Below are 23,136 nucleotides of genomic sequence, written 5' to 3'. Positions count from 1 at the left end.
CGGTTCTTTTGCTTCCTTAAGCTGTTAGCAAATAGCTAACAGCTTATTTTTTTAGTTCATTTTTTAAGAGTGCAATCTTAATATCAAAATAACTTATTTTATCAGGTAAAGACTCTTTAATTGGCTTTAATTTTTCAACTCCTATGGTGTTGACCTTTTCTAAAACTTTTGCTTCAGTTTCAGGAGTAATAAAATCGTACCATTCCACACTATAGCCATTTTGAACAGCTTTTATAATATGCTCTTCTATGGTTGTAATTTTTAATTCCCGTACTTTTGATATATCTGATAAACTTTTACCTTCTTGGTACATCTGCCATGATAGTACATGAGTTGGAGTTTTAGATTCTTTAGTTTTCTTTTTGGTTTTAGAATTAGTTGATTCTATTGAGGTGTCATTGTTTTGAGAATTTTCAATTGAACCTTGTAAGTTAGCTTCTGTATAATTTTTTATGATTTCTAAAAATTTTTCACCATATCTTTCAAATTTTACTTGACCTACTCCATTAATACATAACATAGCTTCTACATTGAGGGGTAGATACTCACACATTTCCCACAATGTTTTGTCTGCAAATATAACATAAGGTGGAACACCTTGTTGTTGCGCTATTTCCTGACGCAAATTACGAAGTGCTTCAAAAAGTTCGTTTTCATAAACTGTAGTCTCAGTTGCTTTTGGACGTCTAATAAGAATTTTCTCTTGTCCTCTAAGTACTGGTAAGGCTTTTGATTTCATTTTAACTACTGGGTATTGCCCATTAGTAATGGTTAAAAAATCCTCAGCAGCTAGAATGTTAATATACTCGGTAATTTGAGGCATTGTGAGGTTATTCATAATTCCATAAGTCGACAATTTTTCAAACCCTAGCTCAAATACTCTTTTTTGTTGGGAACCTTTTAGAACAGCAGCAATAATTTTGCTGCCATATTGTTCTCTCATTCTAATTATACAAGAGAAAATCTTTTGTGCTTCTATGGTAATATCCACTATTTCCTGCTCTTTACAATTAGCACAATTATCGCAATTATCACTTGTACTTAATTCACCGAAATATTTCAATATGTTTTCCCTTAGACAACGGGGACTATGACAGTAATCAATTATGTTTTTTAGTTTTTCGTATTCCGATATTTTTCTTTTTTCGGCTAAGTTTGCATTTTCTATAAAATATTTTTGTATTTGTATGTCTGAAGGATGGTATAAAAGAATGCATTCTGCCGGTTGCCCATCACGTCCTGCACGACCAGCTTCTTGATAGTAAGCTTCTAGGTGCCTGGGCATGTTATGGTGAATAACAAAACTAATATTTGATTTATCTATCCCCATGCCAAATGCATTTGTTGCTATCATTACTTTAATACGATCATGTAAAAAGTCTTCTTGATTTTTAGTTCTTTCTTCAGTTTTTAAACCTGCATGGTATTTTGCTACCGAATAATTTTTTGTTAGTAGTTGTTCAAAAATATTTTCAACCTCTTTACGTGTTGCAGCATAAATTATCCCTGACTGATTAGGATGCTTATCTATATAATTACTAATATACCTTATTCGATCTACTCCCTTATTAACGGCAAAGTAAAGATTAGGGCGATTAAAGCTATTAATTATAGTTTTAGGCTGTTTAAGCCCTAAGTTTTCTATAATATCTTGACGTACACGAGTAGTAGCCGTAGCAGTAAAAGCTGCTACCACTGGTCGATTTTTCATTGCTTCAATCCATGATCTAATATTTAAATAACTTGGTCTAAAATCATGCCCCCATTGTGATACACAATGCGCTTCATCAATTGCTATTAAAGAAATAGGAAGGTTATAAAGTAATCTAGTAAAGTCTTTTGAATCTAAGCGTTCTGGAGCAATATATAATAGTTTAACTTCACCATTATATGCTAGCTTTAAGCGTGCTTGTATTTCACTTAAGTTCAATGAACTATTAATAAAAGATGCAGGTACCCCTTGATTATTAAGTGCATCTACTTGATCCTTCATTAATGCAATCAAAGGAGATATCACCAAAGTTATCCCGGATAAAACCAAACCCGGTAATTGATAGCAAAGTGATTTTCCTCCACCTGTAGGCATCACACCTATAACATCACGAGAATCTAAAATTCCATCTATTATCTCTCTTTGTCCTGGTTTAAAATCTTGGTAACCAAAATACTGAGCCATTGCCGCTAGTGCAGACTCCATGCTTTACCCTCCCCATATAAAGGAAGCATAGGGACGGTTCTTTTGCTTCCTTTTTTAAGCTTTAAAAATTACATTTTCCGATATATTAAGAATTCGAGCTATTTGCCTTTGGGTTAATCCTTCAATAGTTTTAATTTGAGATATAATTACGTTTCGTTTTGTTTTTGGTAATTTTTTTATTGCTTCTAAATCTAACCCTAACTGTAATTTGTTTATTTCCTGTAAAGCTTCTTCATCAGTTAATTTTTTAATATATTTATCATCAAGACATTGGTCATCATTTTTTATTTCATTAAAATCCTTAAATTCATCTCTTGCTACAGTTTGATTATGTGCAAATAAACCTAATATTAATTGGTCATCAAGTAGTGCAACTGGTTCGTATTCTTTTCCATAATAACCAAAACAACTACTCCATCTCCAACTCGCTGGTGTTTTTGCAAAACCTGCTTTTACGGGATTTTGGTGTATATAGCGAATTACCGTTAATAAATACTCATCAGTCTCAATTTGTTCACTTTTGTATCTATCTTGAAATAAGTGACCTACTGTTTTATATTTTTGGTTATAAAACCAGACATAACTTACCCCTATTCTTTTCATTGTTGTACTTATATTTTCATTACCTTCTTTCAATAGCAAATGTACATGGTTTCCCATTAGACACCATCCATATACATTTATCTGTGACTGCTTTTTGTATCTTTTGATTGTAGTAAGAAATCTTAAGCAGTCCTCGTCATCATGAAAAATATCTTGTTTCCTTACTCCGCGTAACATTACATGATATATCCCGCTTTCACTTTTGACTCTAGGTTGACGTGGCACTTTTTGACCTCCCCCCCCAATTAATTTTGTTATATCTTACCACAAAAAAGGAAGCAAAAGAACCGTCCCTATGCTTCCTTTTTTGATAAAGAATTTTTTCACACTTAAATTTGCAGGAAATATTTTCTATTAAATGGAAATATATAACTAGTCCAGTGTTGGATATTAAAAAGTAATAAAGGGGAGGGTTCTTTGAAGTGTGATAATTATGAAAAAACTAAAGGTTTAGAAAATGCTTCTATATTTTATGATACCGTTAGTAAAAATAAAGAAACTATAATAAAAGAATACGAAACAGTTTTTAATAAAACCCAAGATGCCTTATTTTTATTAAGTTATACAAAAGATGAAAATTTTAAATTTATAACTATAAATGCTAAAACAGAAAAGTTATTGGGGATTACCCAAGATGAAATATGTGAGAAAACCCCTTTTGAAGCTTTTGAAAGTGACACAGCTAAAATTTTAACAGAACATTATAAAAACTGTGTGGAACAAAAAAAAACTATAACTTTTGAAGAATGCATATCGTTTGCAGATGGGAATATTATATTTTTAACTACACTTACTCCAATTTTGGAAAATGATACAATAAACTATATTGTGGGTTCAAGTAAAGATATAACTAAACAAAAGAAAGCAGAAATACAGTTAATGAATAAATCAAATGAGCTTGAGAGATTTTTTAGCATCACACCTGATTTACTTTGCATAGCTGATACAGATGGTAATTTTATTAAAGTTAATAAAGCTTGGGAAGATATTTTGGGCTATACAAAGTCTGAGTTAGAGAAAAGAACATTTTTAGAATTCGTTCATCCAGAAGATATTGATGCCACCATAAACGCCATATCCAGATTAGCCGACAATCAAACAATCACAAACTTTGTTAATAGATATATATCAAAAGATGGATCATACCGATATATTGAATGGAAATCCCAACCGTATAAAAACCACTATATTTATGCAGCAGCAAGAGATATTACGGATAACCAATTATTACTTGAAAAAATAGAAAAAAACAAAGAACGATATAAAAGCATTGTTAAGATTTTGCAATATAAATCTGAATCATCTGGTGATTTGTTAAACTATACTCTTAATGAAAGTATTACTATGTTAAACAGTACCTATGGTTATATTTTCTTGTATAACGATTCAGGCGAACTATTTTTAAACTCTTACTCTGATAAAACTATTGAAAACTGTTTTATTAATAAAGATAGATTTACACTTGAGCATGGTGGAATATGGGGAGAAGCAATTAGACAACAAAAACCTATTATTGTCAATAATTTCCAAGCTCCTCATCCATTAAAAAAAGGATATCCCAAAGAACATATTAAGCTTAATAATTTCTTGTCTATACCAGTAATTAATAATAACAATATTGTTGCTATTGTTGGAATGGCTAATAAAAAAGATGATTATACCGAGGAAGATGCAATACAGTTGAAATTACTTTTTGATTCTATATGGGATACTGTTATTAGGAAAGAAGCTACAGAAGCTTTACATAAAGAACAAGAATTATTACAGATTACATTACAATCAATTAGCGAGGGAGTAATAACAACTACCCCAGATGGGAGAATTGTAATGTTAAATAATGCAGCTGAAAAAATTACTGGGTGGCAAGCAAGTGAAGCTAATGATAAAGATATAAGTAGTATTTTAAAAGTGGTTAGTAAAGACCATGACAAGCGATTTGAAAAATATAAAAAGTTTGTTACTGAAGATCTTGATAACTATAAAATATTGTTAGACAAAAATGGAAATGAAAAAGTTGTTACTTACAGTATACAACCTTTAAATGATACTAAAGAGGTTAATATTGGCTATGTTATTGTTTTTAATGATGTAACAAATAAACTTTTATTTGAAAAAAAGTTAGCTAATTTAGATAGATTTAATTTAATTGGAGAAATGGCTTCAAGCATTGCTCACGAAATTAGAAATCCTATGACATCAGTAAGAGGCTATATACAATTGCTTAATTCTACAGATGAGTTTAAAGATCATAAGGAATGTTTTGAAATAATGTTAAATGAAATTGATAAGGCAAATAATATTATTAGTGAATTTTTAACTCTATCAAAACATAAGATGCTAGAATTAAAGCATCAAAATTTAAATAATATTATAAGTTCACTTTATCCTCTTATAGTTTCTAATGCTAGTTTATTAGATTTAAATGTTAAGCTAGAACTAAAAAGTATCCCCGATATCATGTTAGATAAAAATGAAATACGCAAATTGTTTTTAAATATTGTTAATAATGCTTTAGAAGCAATGGATATAGGAACTGTTACTATTAAAACTTATGTTGAAAAGAATTCTGTAGTTTTATCAGTAACTGATGAAGGCAAGGGAATTGATGATATTATAAAGGATAAATTGTTTACCCCCTTTGCTACAACCAAAGAAAATGGAACTGGTTTAGGTCTACCAATATGTTATAAGATAGCAGAACGACACAATGCAATCATTAGATTTAATAGTGACAATAATGGCACTACCTTTGAAGTTGTTTTTAAAGATGTTAAGTAATAATTCATAACTACATTATAATTTCAAAAAGCTAAGGCGAATTTATTTGTCGGCAATATAGCTTAGCTATATATGCAGATGATTGAATTCGCCTTTGTCCTTATAAACAAAAAATAGTTTCTTTTATGACTGTGTGATAAAAAAAATTACAGCAAAAAACTACGTCAATAGTCTTTTTAATAGTTTAATTACATGGTATATTGGTTTTGCTTATGTAATTGTCTTATTTCATTAGGGGAGGGTTAAAATGAACCGCTTTTTAGTCAAAGCTAGAATCAGTAAGTTTAGAGAGGAATTCTCTATTAAAGATATTATAGGAATATTAGTAGGTTCTCTAATTTTAGCATTTGCAATTGAAGCTCTCTTAGTTCCTGCTAATGTTTTAACTGCTGGAATTACTGGTTTAGCAATAATATTAAATTTTACTACACCTATACCCGTTTGGTTTTGGGTTTTAGCACTAAATGTACCGGTTTTTATTGCTGGTTATAAATTTGTAAGCAAAAGATTTATCATTTATAGCCTTATAGCTACCTTCTCCCAAGCACTATTTTTATGGATGTTTCAACCATTAAGTATAAATATAGATGATTTATTGTTAGCAGCTATCTTCGGTGGAGTTGTAGCAGGAGTTGGAGCAGGTATTATATTTAGATATAAAGGTTCATCTGGAGGATTAGATATTATAGCAGTTATTTTTAAACGTTTTTGGGGTTATAACATAGGACAAACTTTCTTCATTGGAAATATTTCAGTACTAGCTTTATCTCTAATAATATTAAATCTAGAGTTAGCTTTATTTTCTGCAATTTCCATATATATAGCCTCAAAAGTTTTAGATTCAGTTGAAGCTGGTCCTCAAGTAGGAAGAACAGCAATAATAATATCAGATAAAAGTGATGATATTGCATATAATATAATGAACACTTTGCATAAAGGATGCACTTATTTACCTGGACAGGGAGCCTATTCAGGACAAGATAAAAAAATAATCATGGTAACTGTTGGTAAAACCCAACTTCCTAGACTAAAAGAAATTGTTTTTCAGCTAGACTCTAAAGCATTTATTTCCGTAAATGAGACCATAGAAGCCTATGGCCATGGGTTTAAAACTAGCAAATATGATTTTTAGCAAAATAACCCCATGATATGGGTTATTTTTTTGTTTGTTTTTTTTACATTATTTTGGCACACAATAATAAATATTAACATTGAGAACTAGTTGCTTTTTGTAGTTAAATATTCTATTAAATTAAAATTTTAAGGAGGTAATAAATTGAGTGGTTTTTTTGTAGCCAAAGGAAATGTAGCTAAGTATATCTCCAAAGAAACAATAACTAAACTTAAACATAGAGGCCATAAGGCTGGACTTTATTTTTTTAATAATGATGAAATTGCCTTAGGTATGGTTGGAAGTAACAATAATGATTATTTTAATGATGGGAAAAGTTTTATTAGCTTAGATGGTAATACATATTTTAATAACAATAATAATGGTAATATGATTCAAGATATTTTAAAAACTTATCAGCAAAATGGGACTGATTTTATCAAAGAGCTAAACGGTAGTTTTGCATTTTGTATTTACGATAATAAAGATTTATTATTAGCACGGGACCGTTATGGTATTAAACCACTATATTGGGGACAAAAAAATGATAGTATCTTTTTTGCTTCGGAAATAAAGTCTTTGGTAGGTAACTGTGAAAATATCAGACCTTTTCCACCTGGATATATGTATTACAATAATAAGCTAAGGTCTTTTGTAGACGATGAAGAAGATTCCACTGCTTCTTTTGATTTAAATACACTTGAATGTTCAACACAAATAAGAAACTTATTGCAAACTGCTATTAAAAGAAGTGTTGATAATAAAGATAATATAGGTGTATTTTTAAGTGGAGGGCTTGATAGCAGTATTATTGCAGCATTAGTTAATAATGTGCAACCATCTTATAAAAGTATATCTGTTGGTTTTGAAAATGCAGATGATTTATTTTATGCACGTAGTTTAGCAAAGCATTTAGACATAGAGCATTTTGAATATATATATACAATTGAAGAAATATTTGATATTCTTCCTCAGGTTATTTATCATTTAGAATCCTTTGATTGGTCATTAGTAAGAAGTTCAATTGCAAATTATTTTGCTTCCAAATTAGCATGTGAAAATAATATTGAATTTGTTCTTATGGGCGAAGGTGCTGATGAGCTTTTCGGGGGATATGAATATTTAAAAAATAAAAATAGAAATGAACAAATTGATGAATTAGATTTATTACTTAAAACCAGTCATTCTATGGGGTTTCAAAGGGTTGATAGAATGACCTCTGCATTTGGCTTAGATGTCGACCTACCGTTTATGGATTATGAGCTAATAGATTTTTCTAACTTGATACCTATAGAATGGAAAATAAATAATGAAGGTATCGAAAAATGGATATTAAGAGAAGCATTTATCAATTTGCTTCCCAACAATATTTTATTTAGGCAAAAAGAGGAGTTTAGTAAGGGTTCAGGTACTGCAGATATTATGTCAGAAATAATTTCTGCGCATATAAGTGATGAAGAATTTGATAAAAACCGTACAATATCCGAAAACTTAAGGTTGGTCTCGAAGGAAGAACTTTATTATTATAGAATTTTTAAGGACTTCTACCCTGATCAAAATTTAGCAGAGGTAGTTGGTAGGTGGAAGCCTTGGTAAAATAAAAGCTGGTTCTTTTGGTACCATCTTTTATTTATTACTTTCTACTAGATAATAATAATTAGGATTATTATGTACAATTGCTTGACATGAAGGGCATATATAATTAAGGTAGGCTTTTCGCTCTACTATATGAATCATTTTTTTTAGAGCTGCATCTGGATAGACTTTAGAACAGCTATTACATTTTCCCAATTATTCTTCACCTCTTAAAAGTTACGGTAATCGAATTTTATCACCCAAGTTCTCGTTGTAATAGTCCTTTTTCATCACACTTTTAGTCACTTTTTTCTGTGGACTTATGACCTACTTAAGGGTGTGTGAAGTTGTGACTAATGACCTGTTTTGTGTATGGTTTATAATTATCTAGTTCTATTTCAGCTAATTTCTTAATTTTAAATTACCCCTTTATACTATCCCATCTTTATATATTAACTACTCTAACATTTTCGATATAAGCCAAACATTTATTAGCTATTTCTTGCATTTCTTTTTTTGAATATGGGACTAATTTGTTTAGTCTAGGGTCTAAAGTATACTGTGGGTTAAATTGTTGTAAAGAGTAATTTTTACTTCCATGAATATATTTAGCTATTTCAACTATATCTTCAGGACTATGTATTTCTGGAACAACTGTTGTTTTAAATTCTACTTCAATATTTTGTTTTTTAAGGATGCTAATTGATGTTCTTATATTAAAAAAATCCTTTTTTGTTAAGCTATTGCAGGCTTTAATATATTTTTCATAAATAATTGGGGCTTTTATGTCCATTGCAATATAATCTATAAGGTTATCATTTAGTAACTGTTCTAATAATATTGAATTAGTACCATTTGTATCTAGTTTAACAGGATATCCTATTTTTTTTATCTCTATTATGGCGTTGTATAACTGAGAATTGAGTGTAGGTTCACCACCAGTTATAACAACTCCATCTAAAAACCCCTTTCGTTCATTTAAAAATTCTAAAATATATGCTAATTCTATTGCTTCATATCTTTCCGATTTTATTAGTAAATGCTCATTATGACAAAAAGGACACCTAAGGTTACAGCCTCTAGTAAATAATGTAGCTGCAACTTTTCCTGGATAGTCTACTAGACTTTGCTTTACCATACCTGCAAATTTCATTATTGTTATCTTCCCATCTCAATATTTATCGGTATTTATTATAGCTTATAATTTGGCTAGTGTACAAAGCTTTAAAATAAAATAAACCCCTGCTAAATCACATATTAGCAGGGGTAATTTTATTACATTATTTGTGTTCAACTGCAAATGTTTTCCGTTCATTAAACTCTTGCTGTTTTCCTGCATTCCATTGATCAACAGGTCTTAGATAGCCCACTACTCTTGAATATACTTCACATGGTGTAGTAATACCTTCAGCCTCACACAGAGGACAGGTCTGGTTTTCACCACCGATATATCCGTGACTCGGACATATACTAAATGTTGGCGATAAGGTAAAGTATGGTAAACTAAATTGTTGGCACACTTTATGCACTAAGTTTTTAACTGAATTAATTGTGGGAACTGCTTCCCCTAAGAAAATATGAAATACTGTTCCCCCTGTATATCTAGTTTGTAATTCATCCTGTGACTTAAGTGCTTTAAATAAATCATCTGTGTAACTAACTGGTAACTGAGTTGAATTTGTGTAATATGGCTCTGCACCATTTTGAACTTCTTCTTGATTTGCTACCATTATGTTTTTGTATTGAGACTTATCCTTTTTAGCTATACTATAGCTTACACCTTCAGCTGGTGTAGCTTCTAGATTATAAATATCTCCTGTTTCATCCTGATACCACATTAGTCTATCCCGCATATAATCCATAACTATTTTAGCAAAATCCTGACCTTTTTCACTTGCTATGTCTTCTCCTAGGAAATTTAAACATGCTTCATTCATACCAACCATTCCTATTGTTGAGAAATGGTTTTTCCAATACTGGCCAAATCCCTCTTTGACGCTTCTTAAATAAAATTGTGAATATGGATACAAACCTGATTCAGTTAAGTTTTCTAAAACTTTTCTCTTTATTTCTAAACTGGTTTTAGCCTTATCCATTACTTCGGCTAACCTTTGGTAAAATTCCTCTTCGGTGCTTGCTAAGTATGCTATTCGACTCATGTTAATAGTTACAACTCCAATGGAGCCAGTTAAAGGATTTGCTCCAAAAAGCCCACCGCCACGTTTTCTAAGCTCTCTATTATCAAGCCTTAAGCGACAACACATACTTCTAGCATCCTCTGGGTTCATATCTGAACCTATAAAGTTTGAAAAGTAAGGAATACCATATTTAGCGGTCATCTCCCAAATCTTATCATAGTTAGGGTTGTCCCAATCAAAATCTTCAGTAATGTTATAGGTAGGAATTGGGAATGTAAATACTCTTTCCTCCACATCTCCTTCCATCATAACTTCAGCAAATGCTTGGTTAAACATATCCATTTCTTTTTGGAATTCTCCATAAGTAGCATCCATATGCTTACCACCTATGATTACTGGTTCATCCTTCATAAATTCAGGTACCTTTAAATCTAAGGTAACATTAGTAAATGGTGTTTGAAAACCCACTCTTGTTGGCACATTCATATTAAAGACAAATTCCTGAAGACCTTGCTTGGTTTGCTTATAATCAAGGTTATCATATCTGATAAATGGAGCTAAAAGAGTATCAAAGTTTGAAAACGCTTGTGCTCCTGCTGCTTCACCCTGAAGGGTAAAAAAGAAGTTTACTATCTGTCCAAGTACTGATCTAAAGTGCTTTGCCGGACCCGAAGCTACTTTACCCCGCACTCCTTTAAAACCTTCTTGCAGTAAATCTCTAATATCCCAGCCAACACAATATACCCCTAATATTCCTAAGTCGTGTATATGGAAATCTCCACTATTATGAGCCTCTCTTACTTCTGTTGGATAAATTTGGTTAAGCCAATATTGAGATACTATTACTGAAGAGATATGAAAATTCATTCCCTGTAAGGAATAAGTCATGTTAGAATTTTCTTTTATTCTCCAATCATTTTTCTCAAGATATGATGAAATAATTTGGTTATTTAATAACAGTTGACTAGCATCACGAGCATCAGCACGTTGCTTACGATATAAAATATATGCCTTAGCAGTTTTATAGTGACCGTTTTTAACTAGAACACGCTCAACTAAGTCCTGAATTTTTTCAACTGTTGATATTTCTTCATCATCTATATATTGTGCAATCTCTACTACTTTGTCTGTTAACTCTACAGCTGTTTGATAATCTTTACCTCCAACTGCTTGCGCTGCTCCCCATATGGCCTTAGTTATTTTTTCTTTTTCAAACTCAACAATACTACCATCTCTTTTTATAATCTTACTTATATCCACTAATCATTTCCCCTTTGAAAACCACAATATATATGGTATGTTTTATTTTACACCACAATATTCAGTATATGTGCTTTAAATATTCTCCTATTCTATAAGCAAAAAGACAAGTTCTTGTTAGATTAGTTAGCCTATTTAAGAAAATATTACCTTTATATTTGTTTGTTTTATTCAATGATTCTTAAAATTTCGTTTTATAAATCTTAAAAATAATAAAAACGAGCCAACTGACCCGTCCCAGGACTTTCTTTCTGCTTTTTGTCTTAATTACTTCTAATTTTTTCAAATTTCTCCTTGTTTTAACCAATTTCTTTTTGATTGTTACTAGTTTTTGTCTTTATAATAGAATATATAACCATTAAACGTAGAAGAGAATTCATTGTCTGCGTTAAAACAACTAAGTCTATAGTCTAGGGAATGAATTCTCCCCTACGATTCATTTCACTTATGTTTTAGATAAACAAGTTTACTAAAGCCTTTAGTATTTCTACATTAATACCGCCATTATAGCTTTGTGAGCATGTAGTCTATTTTCTGCTTCTTCAAATACTACTGATTTAGGTCCATCCATTACTTCGTTAGTAATTTCTTTACCTCTTTTAGCCGGTAAACAGTGTAATACAATTGCATCTTCCTTAGCATAAGATAATAAATGGTCATTTATTTGATATTTTTTAAATTTGTTTTCCTTTTCATCAGCTTCATCTTCTTGACCCATACTAGCCCAAACATCTGTATAGATTACATCTGCATTACGCGCAGCTTCAAATGGGTCTTCTATGACTTCAAGCTTTGCTCCAGTTTCTAATGCATCCTCTTTAGCAGAGGTTAATACTTTATCATTAGGTTCAAAACCTTCAGGGGTTGCTATTGTAATATTCATCCCCACCTTAGCTCCACCAAATAATAAAGAATTAGCTACATTATTTCCATCTCCTATAAAGGCACATTTTAAGCCTTCTAGTTCATCTTTGTATTCTTGAATAGTCATTAGGTCACCTATTATTTGAGTTGGATGTAATAAGTCTGTTAAGCCATTTATTACTGGAACACAAGACCACTTAGCTAGTTCAATTACTTCATCATGATCAAAGGTTCTTATCATAATACCATCAACCATGCGGGATAATACTTGTGCTGTATCTTTTATAGTTTCTCCTCGGCCTATCTGTATGTCACGAGGACTCAAAAACAATGCATGTCCTCCAAGCTGATACATTCCTACTTCAAAAGCAACTCTTGTCCGAGTTGATGATTTTTGAAAAATCATACCTAAAGTTTTTCCTTCTAATATTTTATGTGGTATTTCGTTCTTTTGTCTTGCTTTTAGCTGTGCTCCGACCTCTAAAATGTGTAAAATATCTTCGGCTGAAAAATCATGAATACTAATAAAGTGTTTTCCCCTTAGATGATCTTTTATTATCATTGTTCACTCCCCTTAATTCCATTCCTTTAAAGCTTCTTTTAATATAGAAACAGCTTGTGTTATCTCCAACGATTTTATATTTAAAGGTGGTACAAAGCGTAATACATGAGTACCAGCACCTATCAAAAGAAGACCTTTATTCATGCATATACTAATAAGATCTTTAACCTCTGTATCAAACTCAATTCCAAGCATTAGACCCTTTCCTCTAATGTTCTTTATTCTACTATCATTTAATTCATTTATCCCTTTGAAAAGTTGCTCTGCGGCTTTATCAACATTATCAAGAAATTGCTGTTCACTTATTGTATCTACCACCTCATTTGCTACTACTGTAGCCAAATAATTACCTCCAAAGGTTGATGCATGATCACCTGGAGCAAAACCATTAGCTGCATCATCTGTAGCTAACATTGCACCAATTGGAAAACCTCCTCCTAGTCCTTTAGCTAGTGTTATTATGTCTGGAGTAACACCGTATGTCTGATAACTAAAAAATTCACCTGTTCTACCTATTCCTGTTTGAACCTCATCAAATATTAATAATAAATTCTGTTGATCGCAAATTTTCCTTATTTCTTGTAAAAAGTTTAAGTCTGCTGGTGTAATTCCACCTTCACCTTGTATAGCTTCAACCATTATTGCACATGTATTTTCATTAACTACATTTTTAACCGAATCTATGTTATTAAACTCTGCATAAGCAAAGCCTGTAGGTAAAGGTGCAAAGCCCTCTTGGTATTTTGGCTGTCCTGTTGCTGTAACAGTAGCTAATGTTCTTCCATGAAAGGAATTGTTAAATACCACTATTTCGTTTTTGTTTCCTTCTTTTTTTCGGTAAAAATATTTACGCGCTAGTTTAATAGCTGCTTCATTTGCTTCTGCTCCACTGTTACAAAAAAATGCTTTTCCCATCCCTGATAGATTAACTAGCTTTTCAGCCAGCTCTACCTGTGGTTTTATCCAATATAAATTAGAAGTATGCCATAATTTAGTAGCTTGTTCTTTTAAAACCTTTTGTAGATCATTATTGCAGTGTCCTAATGAACAAACTGCTATCCCACCAACAAAATCTAAATATTGTTTTCCATCAACATCCCATAAGTATGCCCCTTCTCCCTTAACCATAGTTATAGGAAAGCGACCATAGGTATTCATTACATATTGCTGTCCTTTATCCATTATATCTTTATTAGTCATTGATTAAGCCTCCCTGTTTATTCATTTACAACCATTGTACCTATACCTTTATTAGTAAATATCTCTAGCAGTATAGCATGGGCAACTCTCCCATCTATTATATGAGTTCTGCCTACTCCTCCAGTTACTGATTCTACACAACATTTAATTTTAGGAATCATTCCACCTGCAATGATTCCTGCTTCAATATATTTTGAAACTTCACTTATTTTAAGTACTGATATTATGCTTTCTATATCATCTTTATCTTTTAACAGACCAGGCACATCTGTTAAAAGTACTAATTTGTCCGCTTTCATTGCTACCGCTATAGCTGCAGCTACAAAATCAGCATTTATATTATAGCTTTGGCATTCATTATCTATGCCAATTGGAGCTATAACAGGTATATAGCCATTTTGTATTATTGTTTCCACAATCTCTGCATTAATATTTTTAACCTCACCTACAAATCCTAATTGACCACTTGAATCTACGGGTACAGCCTCTATAAGCCTTGCATCTTTACCTGTAATACCTACCGCTTTACCACCACTAGCATTAATACCACTAACTATTTCTTTGTTTACTTTTCCTCCAAGCACCATTTCTACAATTTCCATTGTATCTTTATTGGTTACTCTAAGTCCGTCAACAAAATTTGTTTCAATTTCTACTCTAGTTAGCATATTAGTTATTTCTGGACCACCACCATGTACAATAATAGGGTGCATGCCTACATATTTCATAAGTACTATATCTTGCATAACCTTTTCTTTAAGGTCACAGTCTAGCATAGCAGCACCACCATATTTTATTACAACCCTTTTACCGTAAAATTCTTTTATATATGGTAAAGCCTCAACTAATATTTCTGCTTTTTCCATAGCTGTTAATATCACAATATTTTCCTCCCCTTAAGTAAGGTGATTAAGTTCTATATGCTGCATTAATACGCACATAATCATATGAAAGATCACAACCCCAGGCTGTAGCATTTTCATTACCCTGTTTTAAGTCTACTTTAATAATTACGGTATCTTTTTGTAGCTCTTGTCGAGCTTTATCTTCATCAAAAACCAATCCCATGCCATTAGAAGCCATTTTTTCATTCCCAAGATATATGTCAGTTTTAGAGGGATCAAAATCCGCACCTGAATAACCAGCAGCAGCTATGATACGTCCCCAGTTAGCATCTTCCCCAAAAATAGCTGATTTTACTAAGCTTGAGGTGGTAATAGACCTACCTATAGTACGTGCCGTAATTTCATTAGGAGCATTTGCTACTTGAACTTCGATTACTCTAGTAGCCCCTTCTCCATCACGAGCGATTTGTTTAGCTAGTGTAATGTTTACATAGTCTAGAGCTTTTTTAAAAATATGGTACTCTTTAGAATTTTCATTTTCGATTCGATTATTACCCGCTCTGCCATTAGCCATTATGATGGCCATATCATTTGTAGATGTATCACCATCAACGCTTATCATATTGTAAGATAGGTCACAACTATCTTTTGCCAATTTTTGTAAACAAGTGCTGTTTATATCAGCATCTGTTGTTATGAAGCCTAGCATTGTCGCCATATTAGGATGTATCATGCCAGAACCTTTCGCTATTGCCCCAATTTTTATCGGTATACCGTCTATTTCGATTTCAACCGCAATTTCTTTTTTTACTAAATCAGTAGTCATTATTGCACATGCTGTATTTTGTGCTCCCTCTTTAGATAAGTTATTAGCTGCATCTCTAATACCACCTTCAATTTTATCCATTGGCATTGATACACCAATAACACCAGTTGATGCTATTATAATGTCATTGATTCCAATATCAAGTAATTGTGCGGTAAGTTCGGCCATACGAACTGTATCTGCAACACCTTGCTCTCCTGTACATGCATTTGCATTTCCACTGTTAACAACAATGGCTTGGGCATGTCCATCCTGAAGATGAAATCTACTTATATCAACACATGAAGCCCTAACTTTATTTTTAGTAAAAACTCCTGCTGCAGTACATTTATCTTCTGAATATATAATAGCTACATCTTTTTTATCCTGCTTTTTTATTTCTGCACAAACCCCTTGGGCTATAAAACCTTCTGGAGCAGTAACAGAACCCTCTATAATCTTCATTATCTATACCTCCAACTACAACTGTATAAATTATTAATTGTGAATTTTTAATTTTTAATTATTGTAGGGAAACTAAGTTTCCCTTTTATATTAAATATACGGAAAGCTTTGCTTTCCTTCCTTAATTAAGAATTATGAATTAAAAATTAAAAATTCCTACGGATGAAGTCCTACTAGCTTTAACCCTTCATTCTCTTTAAGCCCTAACATTAGGTTTAGGTTTTGTATTGCTTGCCCTGATGCTCCTTTTGTTAGATTATCTATTGCTGAAACTATTATGGCTTGGCCAGTTTCATTATCTACATATATTCCAATGTCTATAAAGTTGGTTCCATAAACCCATTTAGTATTAGGAAATACACCTTCTGGTAGTATTCTTATAAAATACTCATTGTTATATTTATCCTCTATTAATTGCCTAATTTTAGAAGGATTAATACCAGACCTTATACGGCTATAAGCCGTTGTTAAAATCCCCCTGTTCATAGGTACTAAGTGTGGTGTAAATATTAGCTGTGTTTTATTGCCTGCCGCAAATTTAAGTTCTTGTGCTATTTCTGGACTATGTCTATGTGTTCCCACCCCATATGCTTTTAATCCTTCATTAACCTCACAAAAATGGCTAGCTGTTTTAGGTGTTCTTCCAGCCCCTGATACACCACTTTTAGAATCTATAATTATACCTTCATTTTCAATTACACCAGCCTGCAAAAGCGGTGCTAAAGGCACTATGGCTCCTGTAGGAAAACAACCTGGATTAGCAACTATTTGAGCCTTTTTTATTTGTTCTCGATATAGTTCCGGCAAACCATAAACTGCATCTGTTAGCATTTCTGGTGATTCATGTACCATATCATAATATTTCTCATATATAGACGAATCTTTTAACCTAAAATCGGCACCTAAATCTACACACTTTATATTAGCCTTGGATAAATCTCTTACCATTGGCACTGAGAGTCCATGAGGTAAAGCTAAAAATACTGCATCACAAACTTCCTTAACTTTATCAATATTTGTTTTTTCACATGTTAAATTGCTAAAACCTATAAGGTTAGGATATAATTCATATATTTTTTTACCTATATTCTCTGTTGATGATATGTAAACAGGCTCTATATAATCATGCCTTGTTAATAATCTTAATAAATCGGCTGCTGTATAGCCATCTCCTATAATTCCAACCTTAAACATTTTATTTCCTCCTTTGAATCTTCATTTATAATTATACATTTGGATGTATAAAAACACAATGGGTTTTACTTGTAGTATGTTATTCTAATAAAAACTAGCTGATCTAAACTAGTGGTTGTAATATTACTTGATTATGGATTTGAAAATAAGCATCAAAAAACAGGTGACCTGCACCTGGTTTTCGATATTGGTTTATTTTTTTCCTAGTAGCCTTACTATCTCGATACTATCGAAACTATTTCCGTGCGCAGGATAAATTTTTTTGACACCTTTTTCTATAAGAGTTTTCCACGATTCATAAACTTTATCCGGCTCTTCTGCAAAAATAGGAAATTTGCTATGTAACGGATAGTTCATAGCTAAATCCCCAACTATTGCTCTTCCATCATTGAATATAATTGATAATGAACCATTGGTATGACCAGGAGTATTTATAACCTTTGCATTTATGCCATATGTGGATAGGTCATATTCATCTTGATATAATTTTTCAGCTTTTATTCCTTTAAAGGCCAAAAACCACGTTAACTTCTTTCCTACTGCACCTAAAATTTTACCTATTATATCAGTTCCGGGAGGAATTATTACATCTGCATTTTCAACTGTTTTAGCTTCTAAAGGATGTATTAGTATTGGACTATTAATTACATCCTTAATTGCAGCCAAACTACCTACATGGTCAAAATGACAATGAGTTATTATTATTAGCTTTATGTCTTGGGGCTTAATATTTAAGCGGTTAAGTGCTTTGAAAAACTTCTTTTCTTTTCTTGGTTCCCCAGTATCAATCATAACATATCCATTATTACCCTTAATTAAATATATATTAGTAACTCCTAGCCTTATTTTTTTTATATCCATGAAATCACCTCATAAATATAATACCAAATATGCAAAGGGTCGGTTTATTGTTTCATTAACGCAAAACAATAAACCGACCTATTTTTTTGTACTTATTTCTACTGCAATTTATCTATGTACTAACCTATTAGAAAAAATAACTTTTTAATTTATTATTTTGTCACATAATTATGTTCGTATTAATATTGTTTATTATGGGTAATATATTGTGTGAGAAGAGTGAACAGCTTGGTGGGTTTTCCCCCACCAGCTTTCATATAGATGGGAAGGGATCTTTATTTCCCTTCCCACTTTACATTGCTATATTTATTGGATTGCCACATTCTTTACATGAATTATTTTGAATACCCCTTACATTAACCTCATAATTATTTCTGTTTATGACTAGGTTTTGACAAATCTTGCAATAAGTGTTGTTGTCTATTCCTGGAATATTTCCCATATAAACAAATGCTAAGTATTTACTAGCTATTTCTTTAGCTAGATACATTGTATTTTCTGGAGTTGGGTGTTGTTTAAATTTAAACGCAGGAAAGTAACGCGATAAATGAATAGGTATATCGCTATTTATTGAAGATATCCATGATACTAAATCTGTTATTTCTTTTGAACTATCATTTTCACTAGGTATTAATAGTGTAGTTATTTCTATGTGTGTTTTTTTAGAACAGAATTCAACAGTTCTTTTGACATCATTTAATTTCCCTTTACAGTTCTTTTTATAAAATGATTCCGTAAATGCCTTTACATCAATATTCATTGCATCAATGTATGGAATTAAATCTTTTAAAGGTTCAAGTTCTATATAACCATTAGTTACTAATACTGTTTTGATATCATTCTTTTTTAATAGTTTCGCTGTATCATATATATACTCATACCAAATGGATGGTTCATTATATGTAAAAGCAACTCCTACCGAACCAGTTTGTTTAGCATCTTCTGCTATATTGCAAAGTAACTCTGGACTTATATATTTATAATCTGGTTGGGAATGAGCAATTCTATAGTTTTGACAAAAACCACATGATAAATTACATCCAAAACTACCAACAGAAAGGATAGTACTATTTGGATAAAAGTGATATAGTGGTTTCTTTTCAATTGGATCAACAGCTAATGCAGTTGTTTTTCCGTAACTTAAAGAGTAAAGTATGCCATTGTTATTGTATCTGACTCTACATAGCCCTAACTTGTCTTCTTTTATATTACAATTATGTGGACATAAAGAACATTTAACTTCTTTGTTACTTAAACTATTATAGTATAGAGCTTCTTTTTCATATGACATTTAACCACTCCACCCTTATGTATAGCGCTTAACCTCAAACCTTTCTATTTTATAATCGGAATCCGGAGCTATTCCTGCTTTTTCTAGTGCTATTGATAATTGTTGTTCAACAGTATCTATTCCCTCTAAATCAGGTAGTAAAAGACCCCGCTTATTACCTTGAGTCACTATTACACCATATTTTTTAGGATCTAATTGGTTTTTCTCACATGGTTCTGAATCAGTTAAAACATCAACGGAGTATACTAAGTCATTTAATTCATTTTCTTCTACTGGAAAAAATCGCGGATCATTTATGCCTGCACCAATAGCATTATTGGCGATTTCTTCTGCTAAATTATCTTGAATAGGAACTATTGTTCCTATACAACCTCTTAATTGTTGGTGTTTTTTCAAAGAAACAAATACTGCTTTGTTTTCTTTTTCGAGGTCTTTCCATTCTTCTGGCAATTTAGCTTTGTCACCATTTTTAATGTAATTTTCCAAAACTGTTCTAGCCCATTTAACACACATTGACTCACTTTCACGTTGTTCCTTAATTTGTTCTTTATATTCTTGTTTTAAATTTTCTAATAAGCTATGGCTTTCTTTCTTAGGAATAAATGAAGCTGTTAGATAACCAACTCCAAAGGGGCCTTCATAACTTAAAACACGCGAATCATACTCGCTTCCATCTAATGCACCTAGCATAATAATTAAAGACCTATAGCCACATTCACCTGCATTATTAACTAGTTCTTCTGGCATTGTAAGTATGCTTTGAATATCTTGATTTTCAATATGTTTTTTTAATGTCATATCAAACTGTTTTCCATCTGGGTGATAATCATATGGCCCACTATCTTTTAATCTGTGTGATAGATCTCCAGAAGCAATAACTGCTATCTTTCTGTTTAGTTTTTCAGCAGATTTTTTTATAGCACTACCAATAGTGTATAAATCCATTAAAGGAAGATAACCTAATGTCATTGCTGTTATTGCTACTTCTTTTAACCCCGCCTGTTCTACATAATGAAGAGGTACCATTATTCCATGATCCAATTTAGATTTTAAGGATTTACCCCGAGCTAAATCTTGGTCTATACCAATAACATTAACCCCTTCGGCAAGGGCATTTTCTCCTATTTCTCTTATTAAGGCTATGTCATTTTTGTGACTAGTCTTAATATCAGCCGCTCCAAATTGAGCTAAATTACCTTCTAGGATTGGATCTGTTAAACAAGATACACAGTCTGAAAAGACATTTCCATGAGGTGTAATAAACACGATTGTATCAGGAGAAATTTTTACTAAATCTTGAGCTATGGTTTCCATAGAATTAACTGTACTCTCTACTTCTTTAATGTTTTGTCCACCAATTTGAGGTATTAAAAGAGGGGGATGAGGAGCTATAGCTGCATAACTAATCACTTAAAAATTACCTCCTTATTTTTAATTTTCTTCTACTTGCATTTTCTGCAATTCTGCTTTTACAATCCCTGATAAAATTGAGTAACAAACCTGTGACTGATAAGCATCATCTTGTAATAACTTTGCTTCTTGAGGATTAGATATAAATCCAACTTCAACTATAACAGTAGGCATAGATGATTTATCCATAACATAATAACTACCTGGTTTTGCTTTTCGATTCGTGTTGCCTAATATCCTTGTCATTTCCTCTTGTATACTTTCTGCATAAATTTTACTTATTTCACTACCACTACTATAAAATGTTTGGGCCCCACGCCACTTTGAACTAACATCTGCGTTAGTATGTATACTAATAAATAAATCCGCTTTTGCTTCTTCTGCTTTTTCTACCCTACGAGCTAAATCTTTTCTTTTTCTGTTTGATATTTTTCCTGATATTTCTTCCCCTATTACATCAGTCTCAGTTTCTCTTGTCATTATTACCAATGCACCTGCTTGACTCAATTTTTCGGTAAGCTTTTTGGAAATCTCTAGGGTTATATCCTTTTCCACAATATTGCCTCTTATTGCTCCAGGATCAACACCACCATGTCCTGCATCTACTACTATAACTTTGTTGGCAATAGCATAGGATATAACTGCACTATCTTCCATAACCATTCGTTCTTCTTGGTATCCCATTTTGGCTCCAACAAAACACAGCGCAATTAACAATACTGTCGCTAAAGATATAGCACCTTTTTTCTTATTAAAATATAAAATTTCGATTCTTCGCATATATTTCCCTCCTAGAGGAAAAATTATTATTTACTTATATATGCTAATACTCTCAAATTTATAATTTTGATTCCACTGCAAAAAGCTAAACTTAGAGTATGGAATCGGCTGAGCAAACATGTTTATCACGCCACTCATCGGTCTTTACCTTCATTTTAGCTTAGCACTTATTATCTAAAATGATTTTTATCTATACTTAGCCGTGATCTATGCACCACGCCTTGCTATTCGGGACTTAGATAAACATGTTTGCTCAGCCTTAAGTTTGTTGTAGTTACTTTTTGCAGCAGAATCAATTTTTATCGAAAAAAGCAAAAAAAAATCTCTTCCAGTAAGAAGAGATTTTTGTGTTTGTATTATCTTTTTGAAAATTGAGGGGATTTTCTTGCTTTCTTGAATCCATATTTGTGTCTTTCTTTCATTCGAGGATCACGGGTAAGAAAGCCTGCTTTTTTTAGGTCTGAGCGAAGCTCAGGGCTTGCTTTTATTAATGAACGTGCAATTCCTAATTGGATAGCACCTGCTTGTCCTGTAATACCGCCACCATGAACTCTGCAGATAATATCAAATCTTCCGTCCATATTTGTTAGCTCTAAAGGTTGTAATACTATAAGTCTATTAGTTTTATTCGGAAAAAAATCTTCAAATTTCCTACCATTTACAATTATGTTTCCATCACCAGGTACTAATCTTACTCTGGCTACGGCTTTTTTTCTTCTTCCGGTTCCCAAATATTGTACTTGTGCCATTTTTATCCTCCTTAACCTTTAAGTTCACGAACTTCAGGTTTTTGTGCCTGATGGGGATGTTCGCTTCCTCTAAAGACTTTTAATTTTTTATTCATTTGTCTACCAAGACGGTTATGAGGAAGCATGCCTTTTACAGCAGATTTTATTGCTTGTTCTGGTTTTCTTTGTAATAAAGTTCTATAATCCATTTCTTTAAGTCCACCAGGATAACCAGTATGGTAACGATATTTCTTTTTATTTAGCTTATCACCACTTAGTCTTATCTTCTCTGCGTTAATAACTATTACATAGTCACCGGTATCTACATGTGGAGTATAAATAGGTTTATGTTTACCCTTTAAAATTGAAGCTACTTCAGACGCTAATCTTCCTAAAGTTTGGTCTGTTGCATCTATTATATACCATTTGCGGTCTATATCGGTAGCTTTTGCCATATAGCTTTTCACGT

Annotated in this window: 19 protein-coding genes; 3 read left to right on the top strand and 16 right to left on the bottom strand. The window is 32.1% G+C overall.

Annotation, left to right across the window (positions count from 1 at the left end):
* Window positions 1-43: 43 nt before the first annotated feature.
* Window positions 44-2,197, bottom strand: coding sequence for a DNA helicase RecQ (recQ, locus tag SYNTR_RS11135; RefSeq protein WP_156204578.1), 2,154 nt, complete (start codon window positions 2,195-2,197; stop codon window positions 44-46).
* Between the two features lie 54 nt (window positions 2,198-2,251).
* Window positions 2,252-3,025, bottom strand: coding sequence for an REP-associated tyrosine transposase (locus SYNTR_RS11130; protein WP_156204577.1), 774 nt, complete (start codon window positions 3,023-3,025; stop codon window positions 2,252-2,254).
* Window positions 3,026-3,217: 192 nt separating this feature from the next.
* Here SYNTR_RS11130 and SYNTR_RS11125 point away from each other — a divergent pair, with 192 nt between their 5' ends.
* The 3 genes from SYNTR_RS11125 (at window position 3,218) to SYNTR_RS11115 (ending at window position 8,285) form a co-directional block, all read left to right on the top strand.
* On the top strand, window positions 3,218-5,578 hold the full coding sequence (locus SYNTR_RS11125) for a PAS domain S-box protein (RefSeq protein WP_156204576.1): 2,361 nt from the start codon (window positions 3,218-3,220) through the stop codon (window positions 5,576-5,578).
* A 247-nt stretch (window positions 5,579-5,825) separates the two neighbouring features.
* A complete protein-coding gene (locus SYNTR_RS11120; RefSeq protein WP_156204575.1) occupies window positions 5,826-6,710 on the top strand; it encodes a YitT family protein in 885 nt (294 codons plus the stop codon).
* A gap of 144 nt (window positions 6,711-6,854) precedes the next feature.
* Entirely contained in the window at window positions 6,855-8,285 is a 1,431-nt protein-coding gene (locus SYNTR_RS11115; protein WP_156204574.1) for an asparagine synthase-related protein, read from the top strand.
* Window positions 8,286-8,315: 30 nt separating this feature from the next.
* Here the strand turns inward: SYNTR_RS11115 and SYNTR_RS11110 are convergent, their stop codons facing one another.
* The 14 genes from SYNTR_RS11110 to rplM all read right to left on the bottom strand — a co-directional run bounded on the left by SYNTR_RS11110 (window position 8,316) and on the right by rplM (window position 23,134).
* A complete protein-coding gene (locus SYNTR_RS11110) occupies window positions 8,316-8,480 on the bottom strand; it encodes a hypothetical protein (protein ID WP_156204573.1) in 165 nt (54 codons plus the stop codon).
* Between the two features lie 229 nt (window positions 8,481-8,709).
* Window positions 8,710-9,417: an anaerobic ribonucleoside-triphosphate reductase activating protein gene (locus SYNTR_RS11105; protein WP_156204572.1), complete on the bottom strand. Its 708-nt coding sequence runs from the start codon at window positions 9,415-9,417 to the stop codon at window positions 8,710-8,712.
* A 127-nt stretch (window positions 9,418-9,544) separates the two neighbouring features.
* Window positions 9,545-11,662, bottom strand: coding sequence for a ribonucleoside triphosphate reductase (locus tag SYNTR_RS11100; RefSeq protein WP_156204571.1), 2,118 nt, complete (start codon window positions 11,660-11,662; stop codon window positions 9,545-9,547).
* A gap of 487 nt (window positions 11,663-12,149) precedes the next feature.
* Window positions 12,150-13,088 carry an ornithine carbamoyltransferase gene (gene argF / locus SYNTR_RS11095; protein ID WP_156204570.1) on the bottom strand — a complete coding sequence of 313 codons (939 nt, stop codon included), beginning with the start codon at window positions 13,086-13,088 and terminating at the stop codon, window positions 12,150-12,152.
* A 12-nt stretch (window positions 13,089-13,100) separates the two neighbouring features.
* On the bottom strand, window positions 13,101-14,288 hold the full coding sequence (locus SYNTR_RS11090) for an aspartate aminotransferase family protein (protein WP_156204569.1): 1,188 nt from the start codon (window positions 14,286-14,288) through the stop codon (window positions 13,101-13,103).
* Between the two features lie 17 nt (window positions 14,289-14,305).
* On the bottom strand, window positions 14,306-15,166 hold the full coding sequence (argB, locus tag SYNTR_RS11085) for an acetylglutamate kinase (RefSeq protein ID WP_197079248.1): 861 nt from the start codon (window positions 15,164-15,166) through the stop codon (window positions 14,306-14,308).
* Window positions 15,167-15,197: 31 nt separating this feature from the next.
* Window positions 15,198-16,403 carry a bifunctional glutamate N-acetyltransferase/amino-acid acetyltransferase ArgJ gene (gene argJ, locus SYNTR_RS11080; RefSeq protein ID WP_156204567.1) on the bottom strand — a complete coding sequence of 402 codons (1,206 nt, stop codon included), beginning with the start codon at window positions 16,401-16,403 and terminating at the stop codon, window positions 15,198-15,200.
* 156 nt (window positions 16,404-16,559) lie between these two features.
* Complete coding sequence (argC, locus tag SYNTR_RS11075) at window positions 16,560-17,597, bottom strand: N-acetyl-gamma-glutamyl-phosphate reductase (protein ID WP_156204566.1); 1,038 nt, start codon at window positions 17,595-17,597, stop codon at window positions 16,560-16,562.
* Window positions 17,598-17,789: 192 nt separating this feature from the next.
* Entirely contained in the window at window positions 17,790-18,458 is a 669-nt protein-coding gene (locus SYNTR_RS11070; RefSeq protein ID WP_156204565.1) for an MBL fold metallo-hydrolase, read from the bottom strand.
* A 292-nt stretch (window positions 18,459-18,750) separates the two neighbouring features.
* Window positions 18,751-19,749, bottom strand: a complete 999-nt coding sequence (amrS, locus tag SYNTR_RS11065; protein ID WP_156204564.1) for an AmmeMemoRadiSam system radical SAM enzyme — start codon at window positions 19,747-19,749, stop codon at window positions 18,751-18,753.
* A gap of 15 nt (window positions 19,750-19,764) precedes the next feature.
* Complete coding sequence (gene amrA / locus SYNTR_RS11060) at window positions 19,765-21,159, bottom strand: AmmeMemoRadiSam system protein A (protein WP_156204563.1); 1,395 nt, start codon at window positions 21,157-21,159, stop codon at window positions 19,765-19,767.
* 21 nt (window positions 21,160-21,180) lie between these two features.
* Window positions 21,181-21,939 carry an N-acetylmuramoyl-L-alanine amidase gene (locus tag SYNTR_RS11055; RefSeq protein WP_156204562.1) on the bottom strand — a complete coding sequence of 253 codons (759 nt, stop codon included), beginning with the start codon at window positions 21,937-21,939 and terminating at the stop codon, window positions 21,181-21,183.
* A gap of 356 nt (window positions 21,940-22,295) precedes the next feature.
* A complete protein-coding gene (rpsI, locus tag SYNTR_RS11050) occupies window positions 22,296-22,688 on the bottom strand; it encodes a 30S ribosomal protein S9 (protein WP_156204561.1) in 393 nt (130 codons plus the stop codon).
* A gap of 11 nt (window positions 22,689-22,699) precedes the next feature.
* The gene (rplM, locus tag SYNTR_RS11045) at window positions 22,700-23,134 is read right to left on the bottom strand and encodes a 50S ribosomal protein L13 (RefSeq protein ID WP_320411446.1); all 435 of its coding nucleotides are present in this window, start codon (window positions 23,132-23,134) and stop codon (window positions 22,700-22,702) included.
* Window positions 23,135-23,136 lie beyond the last annotated feature (2 nt).

The sequence above is a fragment of the Candidatus Syntrophocurvum alkaliphilum genome (genome assembly GCF_009734445.1).
Lineage (GTDB): Bacteria > Bacillota > Syntrophomonadia > Syntrophomonadales > Syntrophomonadaceae > Syntrophocurvum > Syntrophocurvum alkaliphilum.
The sequence above is the reverse complement of the archived record's forward strand: the minus strand, read 5'-3'. Positions and strand labels throughout refer to the sequence as shown.